Annotated in this window: 7 protein-coding genes; all 7 read left to right on the forward strand. The window is 53.7% G+C overall.

The window, feature by feature from the left end:
* The first annotated feature begins 3 nt into the window (after positions 1 to 3).
* The 7 genes from PGRAT_RS07840 to PGRAT_RS07870 are packed head-to-tail and all read left to right on the forward strand — an operon-like array spanning position 4 to position 18,082.
* Entirely contained in the window at positions 4 to 4,677 is a 4,674-nt protein-coding gene (locus PGRAT_RS07840; RefSeq protein ID WP_052415700.1) for a type I polyketide synthase, read from the forward strand.
* Positions 4,674 to 9,380 (forward strand): type I polyketide synthase, encoded by a 4,707-nt coding sequence (locus PGRAT_RS07845; protein ID WP_042266341.1) that lies wholly within the window; start codon positions 4,674 to 4,676, stop codon positions 9,378 to 9,380. The genes PGRAT_RS07840 and PGRAT_RS07845 overlap by 4 nt, the downstream gene beginning before the upstream one ends.
* 34 nt (positions 9,381 to 9,414) lie before the next feature.
* Positions 9,415 to 10,506 (forward strand): hypothetical protein, encoded by a 1,092-nt coding sequence (locus PGRAT_RS07850; RefSeq protein ID WP_025706089.1) that lies wholly within the window; start codon positions 9,415 to 9,417, stop codon positions 10,504 to 10,506.
* Positions 10,507 to 10,559: 53 nt separating this feature from the next.
* Positions 10,560 to 11,642, forward strand: coding sequence for a Gfo/Idh/MocA family protein (locus PGRAT_RS07855; RefSeq protein ID WP_025706090.1), 1,083 nt, complete (start codon positions 10,560 to 10,562; stop codon positions 11,640 to 11,642).
* Positions 11,639 to 12,583, forward strand: coding sequence for an ROK family protein (locus PGRAT_RS31520; RefSeq protein WP_052415701.1), 945 nt, complete (start codon positions 11,639 to 11,641; stop codon positions 12,581 to 12,583). Before PGRAT_RS07855 ends, PGRAT_RS31520 begins: the two co-directional genes overlap by 4 nt.
* Positions 12,580 to 13,761, forward strand: a complete 1,182-nt coding sequence (locus PGRAT_RS07865) for a DegT/DnrJ/EryC1/StrS family aminotransferase (RefSeq protein ID WP_025706092.1) — start codon at positions 12,580 to 12,582, stop codon at positions 13,759 to 13,761. The genes PGRAT_RS31520 and PGRAT_RS07865 overlap by 4 nt, the downstream gene beginning before the upstream one ends.
* Positions 13,762 to 13,786: 25 nt before the next feature.
* Positions 13,787 to 18,082 carry a non-ribosomal peptide synthetase gene (locus tag PGRAT_RS07870; protein ID WP_025706093.1) on the forward strand — a complete coding sequence of 1,432 codons (4,296 nt, stop codon included), beginning with the start codon at positions 13,787 to 13,789 and terminating at the stop codon, positions 18,080 to 18,082.
* Positions 18,083 to 18,092 lie beyond the last annotated feature (10 nt).

Genomic DNA, 18,092 nt, shown 5'->3' on the forward strand with positions numbered 1-18,092 from the left:
GTCGTGGAAAAAAAGGACGAGATCTATTCTTATATATTACAAGAGGTCGGTTCCGGACATTTGGATAAAAACATTGCCGCGCACCTGATTCATTACCTCCGGCAGGATCATGGGAAAGAGGCGGATACTGACATTGCGGTCATCGGGGTTGCTTCCCGCTTCAGCAATACCGGCAGTACATCGGAAGTAGAAAAGCTTCTCACCCTGGGTGTGGACTGCATTCAGGAGCTCCCTGCCAGCAGGAAGGAACAGGCTGGCCTGTTTCTTCCCTTGTTTCAGGTAGAGAAGAATCGCGCACAGTATGACAAGGCCGGATATCTATCCGAGATCGATCCGTTTGATTATGCCTTTTTTAATATTTCTCCCAGAGAAGCAAGCCTCATGGACCCGAATCAACGCCTGTTTTTACAGCTTGCCTGGGAAGCCATTGAGGAATCCGGTTATGGGGGAACCCAATTAACGGGCAGCAGGACAGGCGTATTTATTGGCTACAGCTCGGATTTTGGCGAGGAGTATAAAAAAGGCATTCAGATGCTCATGCCGGAAGCTATGGGCGTAGCCATTCCCGGGAATATCAAATCAGTCATTGCCAGCCGGATTTCCCACTACCTGGATTTGAAGGGGCCGGCGGTTGTGTTGGATACGGCTTGTTCGTCGTCGCTCGTCGCTATTCACTTTGCATGCAAACAACTCATCGAAGGCTCCTGCGATTTGGCATTGGCGGGCGGGATCAAGCTGCAGCTCTTCCCGTTAAAGAGCCATGCCCATTTGAAAATCGGCATTGAGTCATCCGATGAGAAAACCAAAACCTTCGATGACAGCTCAAACGGAACCGGAAAGGGTGAAGGAGCCGGCGCCGTTCTGTTGAAGCCTTTGAAAAAAGCTTTGCAGGACAGGGATCATATCCATGCCATTATCAAAGGCAGCGCGATCAATCAGGACGGCAATTCCATTGGCATCACGGCCCCCGATTCGCAAGCGCAGGAAGAAGTGCTCTGCCGGGCGTGGGAAGAGGCGGGGATCAATCCCGAAGAGCTCTCGTATATCGAAGCACATGGCACGGGGACCAGACTAGGTGATCCCATCGAAATCGAAGGCATCAACCGGGCCTTTTCCCGTTATACCAAGAAAAAGCAGTTTTGTGCGATTGGATCGTTGAAAACCAACATTGGCCATCTGGACCATGCCGCTGGGATTGCCGGGTTAGTAAAGGTGATCTATTCACTTAAGAGCAAAAAGATTTTTCCGTCTCTTCATTTCATGAAACCGAACCAAACGATTAATTTCAGCGAGTCGGCTGTATACGTAAACGATCAGCTTCAGGAATGGACGGCCTCGGGAGCGCCGCGGCTTGCCGGTATCAGCTCGTTTGGACTAAGCGGAACCAACTGTCATATGGTATTGGAGGAAGCGCCGCCGGCGCAGCAGAAGCAGCATCACGGAGAGACGGTGTATTTGCTCCCGCTGTCGGCTAAGGACGAAGGAACACTGCGGGAAATGGCTGCAGAGTATATCAACTATTTATATGGAGAATGCCAGATTGATCTGGAAGATCTCTGTTATACAGCCAGTACGGGGCGCGGGCATTACAACCACCGGTTGGCGGTTATCTTCACAGGGTACAAAGATCTGCTTAACCAACTGGAGCATATAGAGCAACACCGTTTGGCGTCCCTGACAGAACGGGAGAAGCAGGCACTGGCGTTCCAGGCAGCCCAACACTTGAAGGAGATGGCGCGGCACCCGGAGAAAGTGATGGACTCCTATCGCAGGATAGCGGATCTGTACATCTCCGGAGCGGCAATCGATTGGGAGGAGATGTACAGGGGCAGGGCTTGTAATCGTCTGAGCCTGCCGGTCTATCCTTTTCTGAAAACGCGCTGCTGGATTAAACCGGAAGCACAGGTTGAACCCAAACGCTCCACTTCGGGCAGGGAGGTCCATCCTTTGCTTGCGGACGTTGCCGGGGAAACACCGGATCAAGCCACTTACGCAGTTCGTATGTCGGCCGAGGAAGCTTGGGTGCTGAATGAGCACAAGGTGGGGAGTGAATATGTACTGCCGGGTACGGCATACATCGAGCTGCTGCTGGAGATCGGGAGGCAGCAGGGCGGGCGGTCTGTCATCAAGCAGCTCGCTTTTCTGCAGCCGTTCTCCGTGCAGGAGGGGGAGACGCAAGCGCTCCAGATCACCCTGAAAAAAGGGAGCGGCGACAGCCAGTTTACTATTGAGAGCAAGGATCAGACAGACGGTACCTGGCGCAGGCACGCGGAAGGCAAACTATGCCCTCCTTCGCGGGAGCGCAAGACGTACGACCTCCCTGCACTGCTGGAAGCCTTCCACACCCATCCGAAGATAACGGGCGTCGAAACCAGCGGAGGTTATATTACCACCGGAGCGAGATGGAACAATATCAAGGAGCTGCGGGTGGGGGAAGAGGAATGCCTGGTTCATGTCGGACTCAGCGATGCGTACCAGGAAGAAGCCGCTGAATACCATTATCATCCGGCGATGCTTGACAATGCGGTCAATATCGCCATCCGCAGCATCGACGACCAGTTGTATTTGCCTTTTTATTATCAGGAAATCCGGGTCTATGGCCGGATTCCCGCGGACATTTACAGCGTGGTGAGAAGGCAGGACTCGGGGCAGGGGCATCAGACGGCAACCTTCGATATTGACATTCTGAATCCGGCAGGGGAGGTGCTTGCCGAGATTGAGGGGTATACGATCAAGCAAGTACAAGCCTGGAAATCGGCAGGGATGTATTACGCCAAGGACTGGATAGTACAGGACGGTACAGCCTTCCCCGATGTTGACCGGGAAATTTCCCGGGAAACGGTCGCGGTCTTCACCGGGGAGGGGGAGATTGCGGACCGGCTCCTGGAGCAGATTCGTTCACAGTATGGACAGGTGATAGAGATTTCCGGCGGGGAATGGCACAGTCGGGAGGGTTATCAGCCATGGCTGGAGCGTCTGCAAGCCGGGAAGGTGGGAACCGTTATTCATCTGGCGGGCCTCAGCGAACGGGAGATTGAAACAAAGGCGGATCTGGATGAGGCCGGGGAGCGGGGGTTTTACAGTTTGTATTCCCTGCTGGACGGCCTCTTTGTGCAGCGTTCCTCCGGGGACCTGAAGCTTATTCTCGTCTGCGACGAAGCGAATCAGGTGACGGGAGAGGAAGCAGGCCTTCATCCGCATCATGGATGCCTGCTTGGACTTGGCAAGGTGGCGCGGGAGGAATTCCCCCAAGTGCACATCCGCTTGGTGGATGTCGACAGACTCACCCCTCCGGACAGGATTGTGAACGAATTCAGCCTCCGGGAAGCGCCCTATCAGGTGGCGTACCGGAACGGGCAGCGTTACGTGGAGCGGCTGAAGGAGGCACCGCTTGAGCCGGATGAAGGGCATCCCGGCCTCCAGGAGGGCGGGGTGTACGTCATCACCGGCGGGACGGGCGGCCTGGGGCTGGAAATCGGGAAGCAGATGAGCCGGATGAGCCGGGTCAAGCTACACCTCATTGGCCGCCGGGAGCTGCCGGCGCGGGAGCTCTGGGCAGAGATCGTGGCGGCAGGAGCCGGGGAGCAGCAAATCCGGCAAATCGCGGCGATTCAAGAGATGGAACGAAATGGAGCCGAGGTGCAGCTTCATGCTGCAGATGTCGCCGAGGAAGGGCCGATGCGAAGCGTGCTGGAGCGGATACGCGCCGGATCAGGCGGCATACACGGCGTGGTTCACGCTGCGGGGGTGGCCGGAGAAGGGCTGCTGGTCCGCAAGAGCGCCGGGCAGATCCGGGAGGTGCTGTCGGCAAAGGTAACCGGAACGTGGGTGCTGGATCAGCTTACGCGGGAGGATAACCTGGATTTCTTCATGATGTTCTCCAGCATGAACACGGTGACCGGGGGAATCGGGCAGAGCGACTATGTGGCAGCGAACAGCTATCTGGATCTGTACGCCGACTGGATGAGAACGCAAGGGAGGAAAGGGATCACGGTCAACTGGCCGCTGTGGCAGGAGGTGGGGATGGCCAAAACCTATGAGGTCGATAACCGCCACAGCGTGTTTGAGAGCCTCACGCCCCGGCAGGGGGCGGCAATCTTTGCCGAGCTGCTGCAGTCTGGCCGGAGCCGGGTTATCGTGGGCCAACTGAAACGCCGGCTTGCCCGGGATACTATCGGGCAGAGCCTGATGAATGATTATGTGCTGTCGGATACATTGGCGGGCGCCTTCCGCACCCGTATGGAGCAGCAACGTGAGGAAACAGAGCGGCCGGTTTCGGACTATTCTCCTGTACGCATTCTTGACAAGGATGAAGCGGATCTGACCAACACCGAAAGAGAAGTCGCCAACATCTGGGGGCAGGTGCTTGGGGTCGATGAAATTAGCTTGTCTGCCAAATTCAACAGTATGGGCGGCAACTCCATTCTTGCCGTTGATTTATTCAGACGGCTGGAAGCGAGATATGGCAAGATCGTAAATATCTCGGATGTTTTCACTTATGCAACCATTGCGGAAATGGCGGATTATCTGGGTATACAGCAGCAACGGCAGAGTGGAACGCCTGCGATGGAACCTGAATCATCGACTCTGGCATTATTGCAGCGATTAGCGAACCAGGAGATTTCAATGAACGAAGCCCTTGAAACGTACAAAACGAAACCGGGAGGCGTGTCATGACTGCGGCAGAAAAACTGATTTTTGAACTGGTAGCCTCCCAAAAGCTGACCCCAAACGATGCTGCCCTATTGTTGGAGCATCAACAGAAGCATGAAGAACTGGTGAAGGAAAAGGAAATCGCTATTATCGGCATGGCGGGCAGATTTCCGGGAGGGGAGGATCTGGGACAATTCTGGGAATGTCTCCAGCATCAAAAGAACGGGATCACTGATTTTCCCGATTCACGGGTTCGCGACTGCATCGGTGAAGGCCTGTTGGACGAAATAGAGGTAAATCAATTGTTTTTTAAAGGCGGATATCTGGAACGGATCGATCAATTCGATCCTTCTTTTTTTCAAATCGCTCCTGCCGAAGCTAAATTCATGGACCCTCTGCAGCGATTGATGCTGGAAGCCTCTTATCAGGCCATAGAGGATGCAGGCTATGATTACAAGGAGTTAAGCGGGACGAATACCGGCGTATATATCGGTACGGACCACACCTGGGGCCAATGGTACAGAGACAATGCTGCCGAACAGGACCCCTTGCTGTTATCCGGCACATGGTCGGCCATTCTGTCAAGCCGGATTTCCTATGGGCTGAATCTGAAAGGCCCCAGTCTTGTAATCGATACCTCTTGCTCCTCCGGCTTGGTAGCCGTGCATGAGGCCTGCCGGTCCATTCAGTCGGGTGTGTGCAATCTGGCAATTGCCGGGGGTATTCACATCAATTACAGCCCGGTAAAAAATCCGATGCTTGATCTTGTCGAATCGCAGGATTCTCTCATCCGAACCTTCGATAAGCAGGCGAACGGCACGGTTTGGGGCGAAGGCGTGGGGGCCGTCATCCTCAAACCGCTGCAGCAAGCCATCCGGGACCGGGACCCTATCTACGGGATTATTAAGGGGAGTGCCGTGAACAACGATGGAACGTCAGACGGCATCACAGCCCCCAATGCCCGTGCACAGGAAGAGGTCATTTGCCAGGCCTGGCAAGAGGCCGGAATCGATCCGCAGACGATCTCTTATGTGGAGGCGCATGGCACTGGAACCCAGTTGGGAGATTCCATCGAGATTGATGGCCTTACCAAGGCCTTTTCACGTTACACCCAGAAAAAGCAGTTTTGTGCGATTGGCACTGTAAAAACCAACATCGGACATACGGTAGGCGCTTCGGGTCTGGCTTCCTTGCTGAAAGTAATGCTGGCCTTTCATCATCAGAAGATGCCGGCCAGTCTTAATTTTCTGGCGGTGAATCCTTTTATCGATTTTTTTGCATCCCCCGTTTATGTGAATGACCGGCTTCAAGATTGGACAACGACGGACACGCCCCGGGTGGCCGGAATCAGTTCGTTTGGGTTCAGCGGGACCAACTGCCATATGATCGTGCAGGAAGCGCCGGACCTTCAGAAGCTGACAGATGAGCGGGAGCAAGCGCCGCTGTATGTGCTTCCGTTATCTGCAAAAGACGATCAGGTTCTCTTAAGGCTGGTGGAGGATTACACCGGTTATATCTCCCGTCATGCCGGGATCGGCTTGCAAGACCTGTGTTATACAGCCAGTACGGGACGGGGGCATTATAACCATCGTCTGGTCATCCTCTTCACCGGATACGCGGATCTGCTTCAGAAGCTGGAGCACCTGCAGAAACACGGTCTCGCTTCCGGTGAGGGGGTCTTCTGCCGCAGCCATGAGATGGCGGCGCACGGCGGGGGAGCGCCGGATCAGCTTGATAAGGTAAGGCTGACAGAACGGGAAAAGCAATCCTTAACGCTTCAGGCCGCCCGGTTGCTGCAAACACTGGACTCTCCACAGGAGGGTCCGGCTCTCTACCGTTCCATAGGTGAGCTATATGTCTCAGGGGCAACCGTTGATTGGAAACGGATGTATCAAGGGTTACCCTGCCAGCGGTTGAACCTGCCGGTCTACCCGTTCCGCCGCATTCGGTGCTGGGCAGAGAAACGCGGTCAAGGGCATCCGCAGCATATGCATCTGCATCAGGCGTCAGGGCATCCGCTGCTTCGGGGAAATGTCTGCGAAACTTCCGGGCAGGTGGTATATACCGCAACATTCTCAGCAGCAGCGGACTGGGTGCTGCATGAACACCAGATCGGCAGGGAGTATGTGCTGCCGGGTACGGCGTACATCGAGCTGCTGCTGGAGATCGGGAGGCAGCAGGGCGGGCGGTCTGTCATCAAGCAGCTCGCTTTTCTGCAGCCGTTCTCCGTGCAGGAAGATGGGGACACTCATGCTCTGCAGATCGTCGTGAGCAACGGCAAGGGCGACAGCGGGTTTACTATTGAGAGCAAGGATCAGACAGACGGTACCTGGCGCAGGCACGCGGAAGGCAAACTATGCCCTCCTTCGCGGGAGCGCAAGACGTACGACCTCCCTGCACTGCTGGAAGCCTTCCACACCCATCCGAAGATAACGGGCGTCGAAACCAGCGGAGGTTATATTACCACCGGGGCGAGATGGAACAATATCAAGGAGCTGCGGGTGGGGGAAGAGGAATGCCTGGTTCATGTCGGACTCAGCGATGCGTACCGGGAAGAAGCCGCCGAATACCATTATCATCCGGCGATGCTTGACAATGCGGTCAATATCGCCATCCGCAGCATCGACGACCAGTTGTATTTGCCTTTTTATTATCAGGAAATCCGGGTCTATGGCCGGATTCCCGCGGACATTTACAGCGTGGTGAGAAGGAAGGACTCGGGGCAGGGGCATCAGACGGCAACCTTCGATATTGACATCCTGAATCCGGCAGGGGAGGTGCTTGCCGAGATTGAGGGGTATACGATCAAGCAAGTACAAGCCTGGAAATCGGCAGGGATGTATTACGCCAAGGACTGGATGGTACAGGACGGTACAGCCTTCCCCGATGTTGACCGGGAAATTTCCCGGGAAACGGTCGCGGTCTTCACCGGGGAGGGGGAGATTGCGGACCGGCTCCTGGAGCAGATTCGTTCACAGTATGGACAGGTGATAGAGATTTCCGGCGGGGAATGGCACAGCCGGGAGGATTATCAGCCATGGCTGGAGCGTCTGCAAGCCGGGAAGGTGGGAACCGTTATTCATCTGGCGGGCCTCAGCGAACGGGAGATTGAAACAAAGGCGGATCTGGATGAGGCCGGGGAGCGGGGGTTTTACAGTTTGTATTCCCTGCTGGACGGCCTCTTTGTGCAGCGTTCCTCCGGGGACCTGAAGCTTATTCTCGTCTGCGACGAAGCGAATCAGGTGACGGGAGAGGAAGCAGGCCTTCATCCGCATCATGGATGCCTGCTTGGACTTGGCAAGGTGGCGCGGGAGGAATTCCCCCAAGTGCACATCCGCTTGGTGGATGTCGACAGACTCACCCCTCCGGACAGGATTGTGAACGAATTCAGCCTCCGGGAAGCGCCCTATCAGGTGGCGTACCGGAACGGGCAGCGTTACGTGGAGCGGCTGAAGGAGGCACCGCTTGAGCCGGATGAAGGGCATCCCGGCCTCCAGGAGGGCGGGGTGTACGTCATCACCGGCGGGACGGGCGGCCTGGGGCTGGAAATCGGGAAGCAGATGAGCCGGATGAGCCGGGTCAAGCTACACCTCATTGGCCGCCGGGAGCTGCCGGCGCGGGAGCACTGGGCAGAGATCGTGGCAGCAGGAGCCGGGGAGCAGCGAGTCCGGCAAATCGCGGCGATCCAAGAGATGGAACGAAATGGAGCCGAGGTGCAGCTTCATGCTGCAGATGTCGCCGAGGAAGGGCCGATGCGAAGCGTGCTGGAGCGGATACGCGCCGGATCAGGCGGCATACACGGCGTGGTTCACGCTGCGGGGGTGGCCGGAGAAGGGCTGCTGGTCCGCAAGAGCGCCGGGCAGATCCGGGAGGTGCTGTCGGCAAAGATAACCGGAACGTGGGTGCTGGATCAGCTTACGCGGGAGGATAACCTGGATTTCTTCATGATGTTCTCCAGCATGAACACGGTGACCGGGGGAATCGGGCAGAGCGACTATGTGGCAGCGAACAGCTATCTGGATCTGTACGCCGACTGGATGAGAACGCAAGGGAGGAAAGGGATCACGGTCAACTGGCCGCTGTGGCAGGAGGTGGGGATGGCCAAAACCTATGAGGTCGATAACCGCCACAGCGTGTTTGAGAGCCTCACGCCCCGGCAGGGGGCGGCAATCTTTGCCGAGCTGCTGCAGTCTGGCCGGAGCCGGGTTATCGTGGGCCAATTGAAACGCCGGCTTGCCCGGGATACTATCGGGCAGAGCCTGATGAATGATTATGTGCTGTCGGAGAGCTTGAACAAGCAGCTCAGGAGATCACTGCACAAGACGCAGAAGCTGGACGGGACGCCCGATCGGGCAGAACTCGTTATTAAGGACGCGAATCAACTCCAAATGACCCGGAGCCATAAAGAAATCGCGCAAATCCTGGCAAAAGTGCTGGACGTTCAGGAGTTGAGCATTTTCGCCAATTTTGAGGACCTGGGCTGGAACTCCTTGCTCGCGGTGAGGCTTCATAAGGAACTTGATGCGGTCTTCCCTGGTCTTTTTGCCATCTCGGATGTCTTTTCCTTCCCTACGGTTCACGACATGGCTGACTATCTGGAACGCAAGAGAACCGTTCCGCAAAAACGGGAGATGACCATCGAACAGGTTATGGGCGATTTGGAGAACGGAATCATCACGGCGGAAGAAGCAGAGGTGTTGATCGGCGAGATCAGCGGGGCAGTATAAACCAAGCTGTAGAGTCAATCGGGGAGGTGACCATGTGAAAGAGTTTTCACTCCAAGCGGAGCCTTTTAACGGAACATGGATAGATTGTGTGTGCAACAATGCAATCTCCATTTTGATGGTGAATGACAGAAATTTCGAATATTTACCCTGTCTCGCGAACGCAAGGTACCGGTTGTTCTCCTATGGTAACTGCAATGAGAGCATAGAGTTTCCTCCCGGCAGCAGCAATATTGTCACACCGCTTCTTGATATGGTGAGAACGCTCGATTTCTCTCCCTACCTGGACTATGAAACCCTGACAGCTGACAAAAATGATCCTGTTCATCAAATCATCAAGGACTGCCTGCACAGAGGCTTTTATATCTTTGTCGATGTGGACCGTTTCTATTATCCTTCCGGCGTTGACGCAGGCAAAAATCATCTGAAGCACCCCGCTTTCATATATGGCTACAATGACGGTGCGAGCGCCTACTTGTTGATGGAAGATTGCATACAGCCAAGTAAAATGGAAAGTTACATGCTCCCTTATGATCGTTTTGACGAGGCAATCGCTGCTGCCGGGTCCGGGGCCGACAGCTATTATATCGTATTGGTTCGCAGCAAGGATCAAGAGCAGCAGTTTTTTTCCAGCTATACGAAGGATCAGATGCGCGGTAACCTGGAATTTCTCTTGAAGGAGGAGCAAAGCCCGTTTATAGATCACGCCATATCTTCAGCCGATACTGGAGTAACGGTATCTTATGGTCTGCCTGTGATCGGGCATTTTGCGGAGATGCTGGAACAAAGATTGCTGGCAATCTTAAGAGATGATTTCGAACATAGAGCGCTGGCAATCAAGAATCCATACTATTACCGCAAGTCAACGATTCAATTGCCGTTCCTTCTTCATCGGAGGAACGGGCTTGAGGAACGGCACTTCCAAAGTCTGACGGACGAATACAAAAAGCTCTGCAATGATTGGAATTTATATGGAAACACCTTGATTAAATATTATTACAAACTCAAATATATGAAGGATTTGAACTGGATGGCCCAGGGTGAACTGGACGCATTGAAGCGGCTGCTCGCCAAACTGTACGAAAAGGAAAGAGACTTAATAGACAGGACCAGGACAGTCTTGGGCTAACCGGGCAATCCGAACAAATGACATTTGTCCCAAACATGAGAGGATGAGATTCATTGTCCAATACAAAAGAGGTTTCCCTTGGAATAATCGGAGCAGGCTGGGTGGCCGAGCATGGTCATCTCCCCAGCTTTTTACCGATGGAGGGCGTATCCTTTGGAGCTGTGTATGATACAGACGCGTCCCGGGCTGCCCGCCTGGCTGAACAAGCCGGTGCCAAGGCGTGCACGAGCCTTTCTGAAGTCAGTCAGATTCCATTAGATGCTGTCCTTGTATGCACACCCAATCACACGCATTACGAACTAGCCAAGCACTTTCTGCAGCAAGGAATCCATGTCCTGTGTGAGAAGCCGATGACAACAACCGCGGAAGAAGCAGCCTCATTGCGGAGAATCGCCGAGGCTTCGGGGGCTGTACTGTTAATGGGTTTCGTGAACCGTTACCGGGACGATATCCGCGAGTTGCGCTCCAGAATCACATCGGGCCACATTGGAGATGTGCAGGTATGTGAGGTCATTTGGCGCAGAAAGAAGGGGATTCCCCGCCCCGGAAGCTGGTTTACACAGCAAAAGATGTCTGGAGGAGGTGTGCTTATTGACCTTGGAAGCCACATGATTGACCAGATGCTTTTTCTGACGGATGCCCCAGAGCCTGTTGCTTGTCTGGCTGGCCTCCACTCCCGGCCGGTTGCACAGGGGGATTATTCCAACTGGCTCGGCAGTGTCGAATCGGACACGGTTGAGGTTGAAGATACGGCTATAGGGATGATTCAATTTGCCAATGGAATGCTGGGCCGGATTCATGTGAGCTGGCAGGATGATGTGGAGGGCGATTTGGTGGAGATCCATCTGAAAGGCAGCAGGGGCAGCGTGATCCTCCGCACCCTGTTCGGCTTCAGCAATCAGGGCTTATACAAACAGCCTTCCTTGCAGTTCACCCCGGCGGGCCAAACATCAGTGTGGTTCAAGTTCCCGCCGAAAAGTGATGTGCTCATTGATTTCCGGCGGCAAGCGCATCATTTCGTGGACTGCATCCGGGAGACGAAGCAGCCCGGCATTACCGCAGAGGATGGGGAAAGAGTCATTCGTCTGATTCAGCTCCTCTATCAATCTGCACATAAAGGGCTTGTTGCCACATGACAGAAGCTCTGGTCTCAATCGATATGGGAGGCTCGGCAGCAAGGTTGGCAATCTTCGACAGCGGCAACATGACATTGGAGGATTCCGTCAAAATTGAACTGGGCGCTGAGACGGAACCGCTCGAAGCGGTCGCGCAGATTGCCAGTGTCATCGCCAGCTGGGAGCAGAATCGGGAAGGGGCCATTCATACCGTGGCGGCTGGTCTTGCAGGACTGCACGATGCTTCCGGAACAATCATCACTTGGCCGAACCGCCCCGCTTGGAACGGTTTTCCTTTTCGTGAGGCATTCACAAGCGCAACAGGCAAGCCCCTTATTCTGTTTGATGATGCCAATTTGGCGGCTATGGGCGAATACCGCTTCGGATTAACCTATCCCGTGAATCCTCTGCTGTATGTAGTAGTGGGAACCGGGATCGGCAGCGCCCTGGTTTTGCAGGGGGACGTATATAAAGGGGCAAGAGGAGCCAGCGGTGAACTGGGCCATATTACGGTGGACCCGAATGGGGAGCGCTGCCCTTGCGGCGGATTCGGCTGCTTGCAATTGTACGCGTCCGGAAGAGCCATTGAGCGTATGGCGATGGCCGCAGGCTTGCCTGTTACGACAGCAGGCGATGTGTTCCGGTTGTCTGCTCATGGAAATGAAGCAGCCCGGATCATCATTCACAATTCGCTCAGACTGCTTGCCATCGGAATTGCGAATGCCGTCCGCTTATTCGACCCGGTATCGGTGGTCATAGGCGGCGGAATGGTGAGCAGATTTCCTGAAGTATACCGTTCCTTGGAGAAGACCATCCAGCTTATCCTGGGAACCTTGCCGCAAAAAAACGTACAGGTATCACTGTCTGTCCTCGGAGACGATGCTGCGCTTTGGGGCGGCCTTGCATATGGTCTGCAACAAGTATCCATAAAAAAACAAAGAAATGGAAGGTGTTCACAATGAGTAACATGACAAACCGATTCCCCAACTGGCCAATGGCTACCGAGAGTGAAGAAAAGGAACTGCTGGAAGCGCTGTACAGCAACCAATGGTGGCGCATGACCGGGACGAAGGTGAAGGAGTTTGAACGGATATTTGCAGAAATGCATAATGCCAAATATGCACTGGGCGTGACAAACGGTACCAACGCAATCGACCTTCTTCTTAAGAGCTTCAAGGTAAAGGAAGGCGACGAAGTCATTGTTCCTGCATTTACGTTTATCTCAACAGCGTTGCCGGTGATGAGTCTTGGAGCCATTCCTGTTCCGGTAGATATTGATCCCGGTACATTTTGCCTTGATCCGGAGAAGGTGCGGGAAGCCGTTACCGAGAGAACCGTAGGCATCATTCCTGTTCATATGGCCGGCCATCTGTGTGATATGGATCGACTGATGGAAATTGCCGGCGAATTCAACCTGTTTGTCATGGAGGATGCTTGCCATGCGCACGGCGGAGAATGGAAGGGCAAACGTGCCGGCAGCATAGGGGATGCAGGGGTCTTCAGCTTCCAGCAATTTAAGCTCATGACAGCCGGGGAAGGAGGGGCGCTTGTTACCAATTCACAGGAGCTGTATGATCTGGCATTTCTATATCACAATGTGGGCCGGCCTTTCGGCGACAAGAAATATCAGCATCTCGTCGAAGGAACCAATTACCGTCTATCCGAATTCCAGGCGGCAGTCCTGCTTCCGCAGGCAGGACGTCTCGCTGAACAAAACCAACGGCGTGAGCGCAATGCGAAGATTCTAAATGAGGAGATCCAGAACATCGAGGGGATCGTTCCGCAGGGCCGCCTGGAAGCATGTACGCTTCATACATACTACATGTACATGTTCTATTACAATCCGGGGAAATTTGGCGGGATCAGCAGAGAACGGTTTGTTGAGATGCTCAATGAGCAAGGAATTCCTGCATACATTGCCTATACCCAAATTCATGATACGCCTATATTCAAAGAGTTTGCAGCTAACCTGGACGGCAGCTATTCTTTCCCGAATCAACTGAATTGCCCGGCTTCCCGGAAGGTGGCGGAAGAAGTCATTTGGATTCATCATCGCGCCTTGCTTGGCGATGAGGAGACGACCAGAGGAATTGCGCAGACCATTCGTGAAATTCAATCCGGTGTGGAAGCGAGAATTTAAAAGGTCTGAAGGAGGAATTCTGACTATGCATCGAACGATCCAGACCCATAGGGATGAAATCGAAGAAAAGCTCAAAGCGGTTTGGAGAGAAGTTCTTCAAATCGATGAGGTTGGAATAAACGATCATTTTTTTGAAGTGGGCGGTCATTCATTAAAAGCTTTAGAGCTTGAGGTCAGAATTGGAATCGAGTTCGATACCGAAATCTCCTTGGAGAATATTTTTGGAAACCTGACGATCAGGGAGCTTGCCGACTATATTTGCAGCTCAGAGGAAGACAAGCGCTCAGTCATTAAACCTGCCCCGGAAAGAGCTCATTACCCGGTCTCCTGGACACAAAAAAACATGTATTTCTCCGCGGTCAGCGGGATAGAGCAGTACGTCATGGATATGCGGAAACTGGATTATGACATTGACCCGGACGATCTGGAGCAGGCCGTCTACACTATCATTAAGCGGCATCGATTGCTGCGGACTACATTCGAGATCAAAGATGAGGAAGTCGTGCAAATTGTGCATGACGAATCCGAATGGTTCCGGATCAAAGTCTGGGAAGCGCCTCAGGAGAAAGAACTGCAAGAGGCATTTATCCGGAATTGTGTGGGGGAACTCAACCAACCATATTCGCTCCAGGAGCTTCCTCTTTTTCGCATTGGGCTTATTCGGGTACCCCGCCAGGGCTGTCTGCTGCTGATCCATTTCCATCATATTATCTTCGATGCGTATTCCATTAAGCTGGTGTATCAGGAATTGGAATGTATCCGGCAGGGAAGGCTGCTGCCGCCTCTCCATCTGCAATATGCTGATTATTGCGTATGGCAAAAAGAACTGGAAGCGACCGGAGAGTATGAGAGCAGGCGGGCTTTCTGGCTGGATATGTTTGCCGGCGAACATCCGCAATTGAATTTACCGCTTGACCGCCCGCGCTCCAATCGTTTGATATCGGCCTACGGAGTCCGGAATATCCGTCTGAAGCGTGAGCTTATTGAACAAGTCAATAATACAGCCACCCGTTACCAGGCCACTCCGAGTATTTTTTTAACAGCTGTGTATGGGTTGTTTCTTTCCAAATATACGGCACAGTCCGATATTTCGCTCGGCATACTCTCCTCGCGCAGGTACAGCGGATTAGAGAATAGCATTGGTGTGTTTATCCGTCCGGTACCCATCCGGTTTCAGGCGGCTGCGGATCAGACCTTTTCCGGATATCTGCAGCAGGTAAAGAAACAGTTCATTGCTGTACTTGAGCATCAGGAATGCGATGTCAATGAAATTGAGGAAGAGATTTGCCGTCAAAAAGGGGTCTCCAGGGCAGAGCATCCGCTGTATCGTGTCTCATTAAACTTTCATACGGAGCTGGAATCGATATTAGAATCCCTTATCTCTGGCGAAGACGATGTAGTGGAGACCCGGAATACGCTGGATATCGCCTGCGGCTTCTATATGCTTGATACTGGAGAAGCATGTCTGAACACGGAATACAATCTGGAGTTGTTTGATCCTGGCACCATAGAGCGAATGGGAGAGCACTTTATGGGACTGCTGCATGCTGTCCTGTCAGAACCGGAGGGTAAGGTTGGACGTTATAGTCTGCTGTCCCACGAAGAGCGGCACCAAATTTTGCATGTTTTTAACGATACCGCCTCGGATCTTGTGGCGGAGCAAACCCTGCAAGCCATTTTTGAACAGCAGGCTAAGAAAGCCGGAGACAACATTGCGGTTAAGGATAAGGATCATTCGCTCACATACCAGGAACTGAACCATAGATCCAACCAATTGTCGCGTGTACTTATGGATAATGGTGTGGGTGCCGGTTCAGTTGTCGGAATACGGCTGGAGCGTTCTCTTGAGATGATGGTCGGCCTCTTGGCGATTCTGAAAGCAGGGGGAGCGTACCTGCCGATTGGTACGGACTATCCGCTGGACCGGGTGTCCTTTGTATTGGAGGACAGTCAGGCCAGGGTTCTGCTTGTTGATGCGGCAGCAACGATAGAAGGCTGGAAACCGGAGTGTCTGATGCTGGATATCCAAGATCCGTCGCTCTATCAGGGAGACGATGCCAATCCGGAACCGAGAAGCGGGCCTGGGGATCTGGCATACATCATCTATACATCCGGCTCTACCGGCACTCCCAAAGGCGTCATGGTCGAACACCGTTCCGTTGTCAACCGGATTGCCTGGATGCACAGGCAGTTTCCGATCGGCGAAGAGGATTGCATCCTCCAAAAGACACCCTATACCTTTGATGTTTCAGTCTGGGAGCTTTTCGGCTGGTATTATAACGGAGCCAGTCTTTGTTTTTTGCCGCCGGATATGGAAAAGGACCCGGAAATGCTCTTGACAACGATTGCCCGTGAGCAGGTCACGCTGGTACACTTTGTCCCCTCCCTGCTGAACGGCCTCCTTTCCTATATGGTGCCGCGTGCGGCATCGGAGGGGGAGCGGCTGTCCAGTCTGCGATACCTGTTCGTCAGCGGAGAAACGCTTCTTTCCGGCACCGTGAACCTGTTCAATCAGACTCTCTTTTCGGCCAATGCAACCAGGCTAATCAATCTATACGGCCCGACGGAAGCCACTGTGGAGGTATCATGGTTCGATTGCTCTGAAACCTCCGGGGAAAGCGGGTCCCGTAACCTCATTCCCATCGGGAAACCCATTGCCAATATCCGCTTGTACATCGTTGACAGGGAGGATGAACTGCAGCCCATCGGAGTTCCCGGAGAACTGCTTATTTCGGGAATTGGGGTTGCACGCGGTTATGTGAACCGCGCCGGTCTGACAGCGGACAAATTTGTTCAGGACCCTTGGGTTAAAGGCAATCGAATGTACCGGACAGGCGATTTGGCCCGTTGGATGCCGGATGGAAACATCGGGTACCTGGGCAGGATGGACGGGCAGGTGAAAATCAGCGGGGTGCGCATCGAGCTGGGGGAAATTGAAAATATAGCGCTCCAATGCCAAGAGGTTGAAGCAGCAGTTGCAGCCGTTAAGGAGATCAGCGCCGGCGATCAGGCTCTTTGCCTCTATTATGTGCCTAGACACGGGCTGGACTCCGAAGCGTTGAGGAGCTATCTTGCCAAGAAGCTTCCGCGGTTGATGGTGCCGGATTATATTATGGGGGTTCCCAAGATTCCGCTCAATTCCAGTGGGAAAGCCGACAGGAGGCTGTTACCGGTGCCTGAGGTTGGAGTCCATCAGGCCGGGGATGATCTGCCTGTAGATGAGGCCGAGCTGCAGCTGGCCGGAATCTGCCAGGATGTGCTGCATCTTGCAGCGATTGGCGTTCGTACCAATCTGTTTTCGGTTGGAGCCAATTCCCTGAAAATTATCCTGATTGCAGCCAGAATCCGTCAAGACATGGGTGTGGATCTTCCGGTGAGCGAGGTTTATATGAAACAGACGATTGCTGAACTAGCAGCATACATCCGAACTGAAGTTTCGCAAGCGCCGCCGAAAAGTGAACATGACCTGATCTTGATTCATAAGGGAGCGCCGGAAGCTCCTTTTCTTTTTCTTATCCACGATATCAGCGGAAGCATCGACGCTTATTTCGGGCTTGCGGCCCGTCTGGGCGATAAGTACACCTGCTACGGTGTTCCTGCGGAGACCACTGGCCGTCAATGGCGGCACGGCGCCACTGTGGAGGAACTCGCCGGAACCTATCTTGCCAGAATCAAAAAAATTCAGAAAGACGGTCCCTACTCGCTGGCAGGCTGGAGTTTGGGCGGCCTGCTGGCGTTTGAGATCGCCAAACAGATTGAAGCTGAAGGCGATGATGTGAGCATGCTCGCCTTGATTGATTCCTCCCACCCGGGGATGCTTCGGCACCTGCAAACGCCTGATGAAGCAGAAGTGGAAAGCTTCAGGCGGCAGCTGGAGGAAGCACTGCCTGCTTATGAATGGATTGCCGGGCTGAGGGATGAAACGACATTATACGGTATATACAAGGAGCTTGCCCGGCACATGGAAGCAAGCGGCCTTGGCTATGAGGCACTGGAAGCTCTGCTCCCAATGGACATTATGCGGGCCATTCCAGCGTATGCGCAGCACAGCACAAATGACTTCTACCATTATGTGAACCTGTTTATCGACCTGCAGCATGCCTATGTTCATTACAATCCGGTGCGAAAGGTATTCGCACAGGCGTATTTAATCAAGGCGTCAGAATCAGGCGGGGTCGCAGAGAACGGCTGGAACGCATTTTTGTACCGTCCCGTCATCTTCCGGGAGGTTAACGGCGATCATTATTCCGTCTTCAGGGAACCGGATCTTGCCGGTTTAGCTGAAGTCTTTGAAACTATAGGTGTCCAGGATACAGAGTAGCGGCAAAGCG

Origin of the sequence: Paenibacillus graminis (assembly GCF_000758705.1) — a bacterium.
GTDB lineage: Bacteria > Bacillota > Bacilli > Paenibacillales > Paenibacillaceae > Paenibacillus_AQ > Paenibacillus_AQ graminis.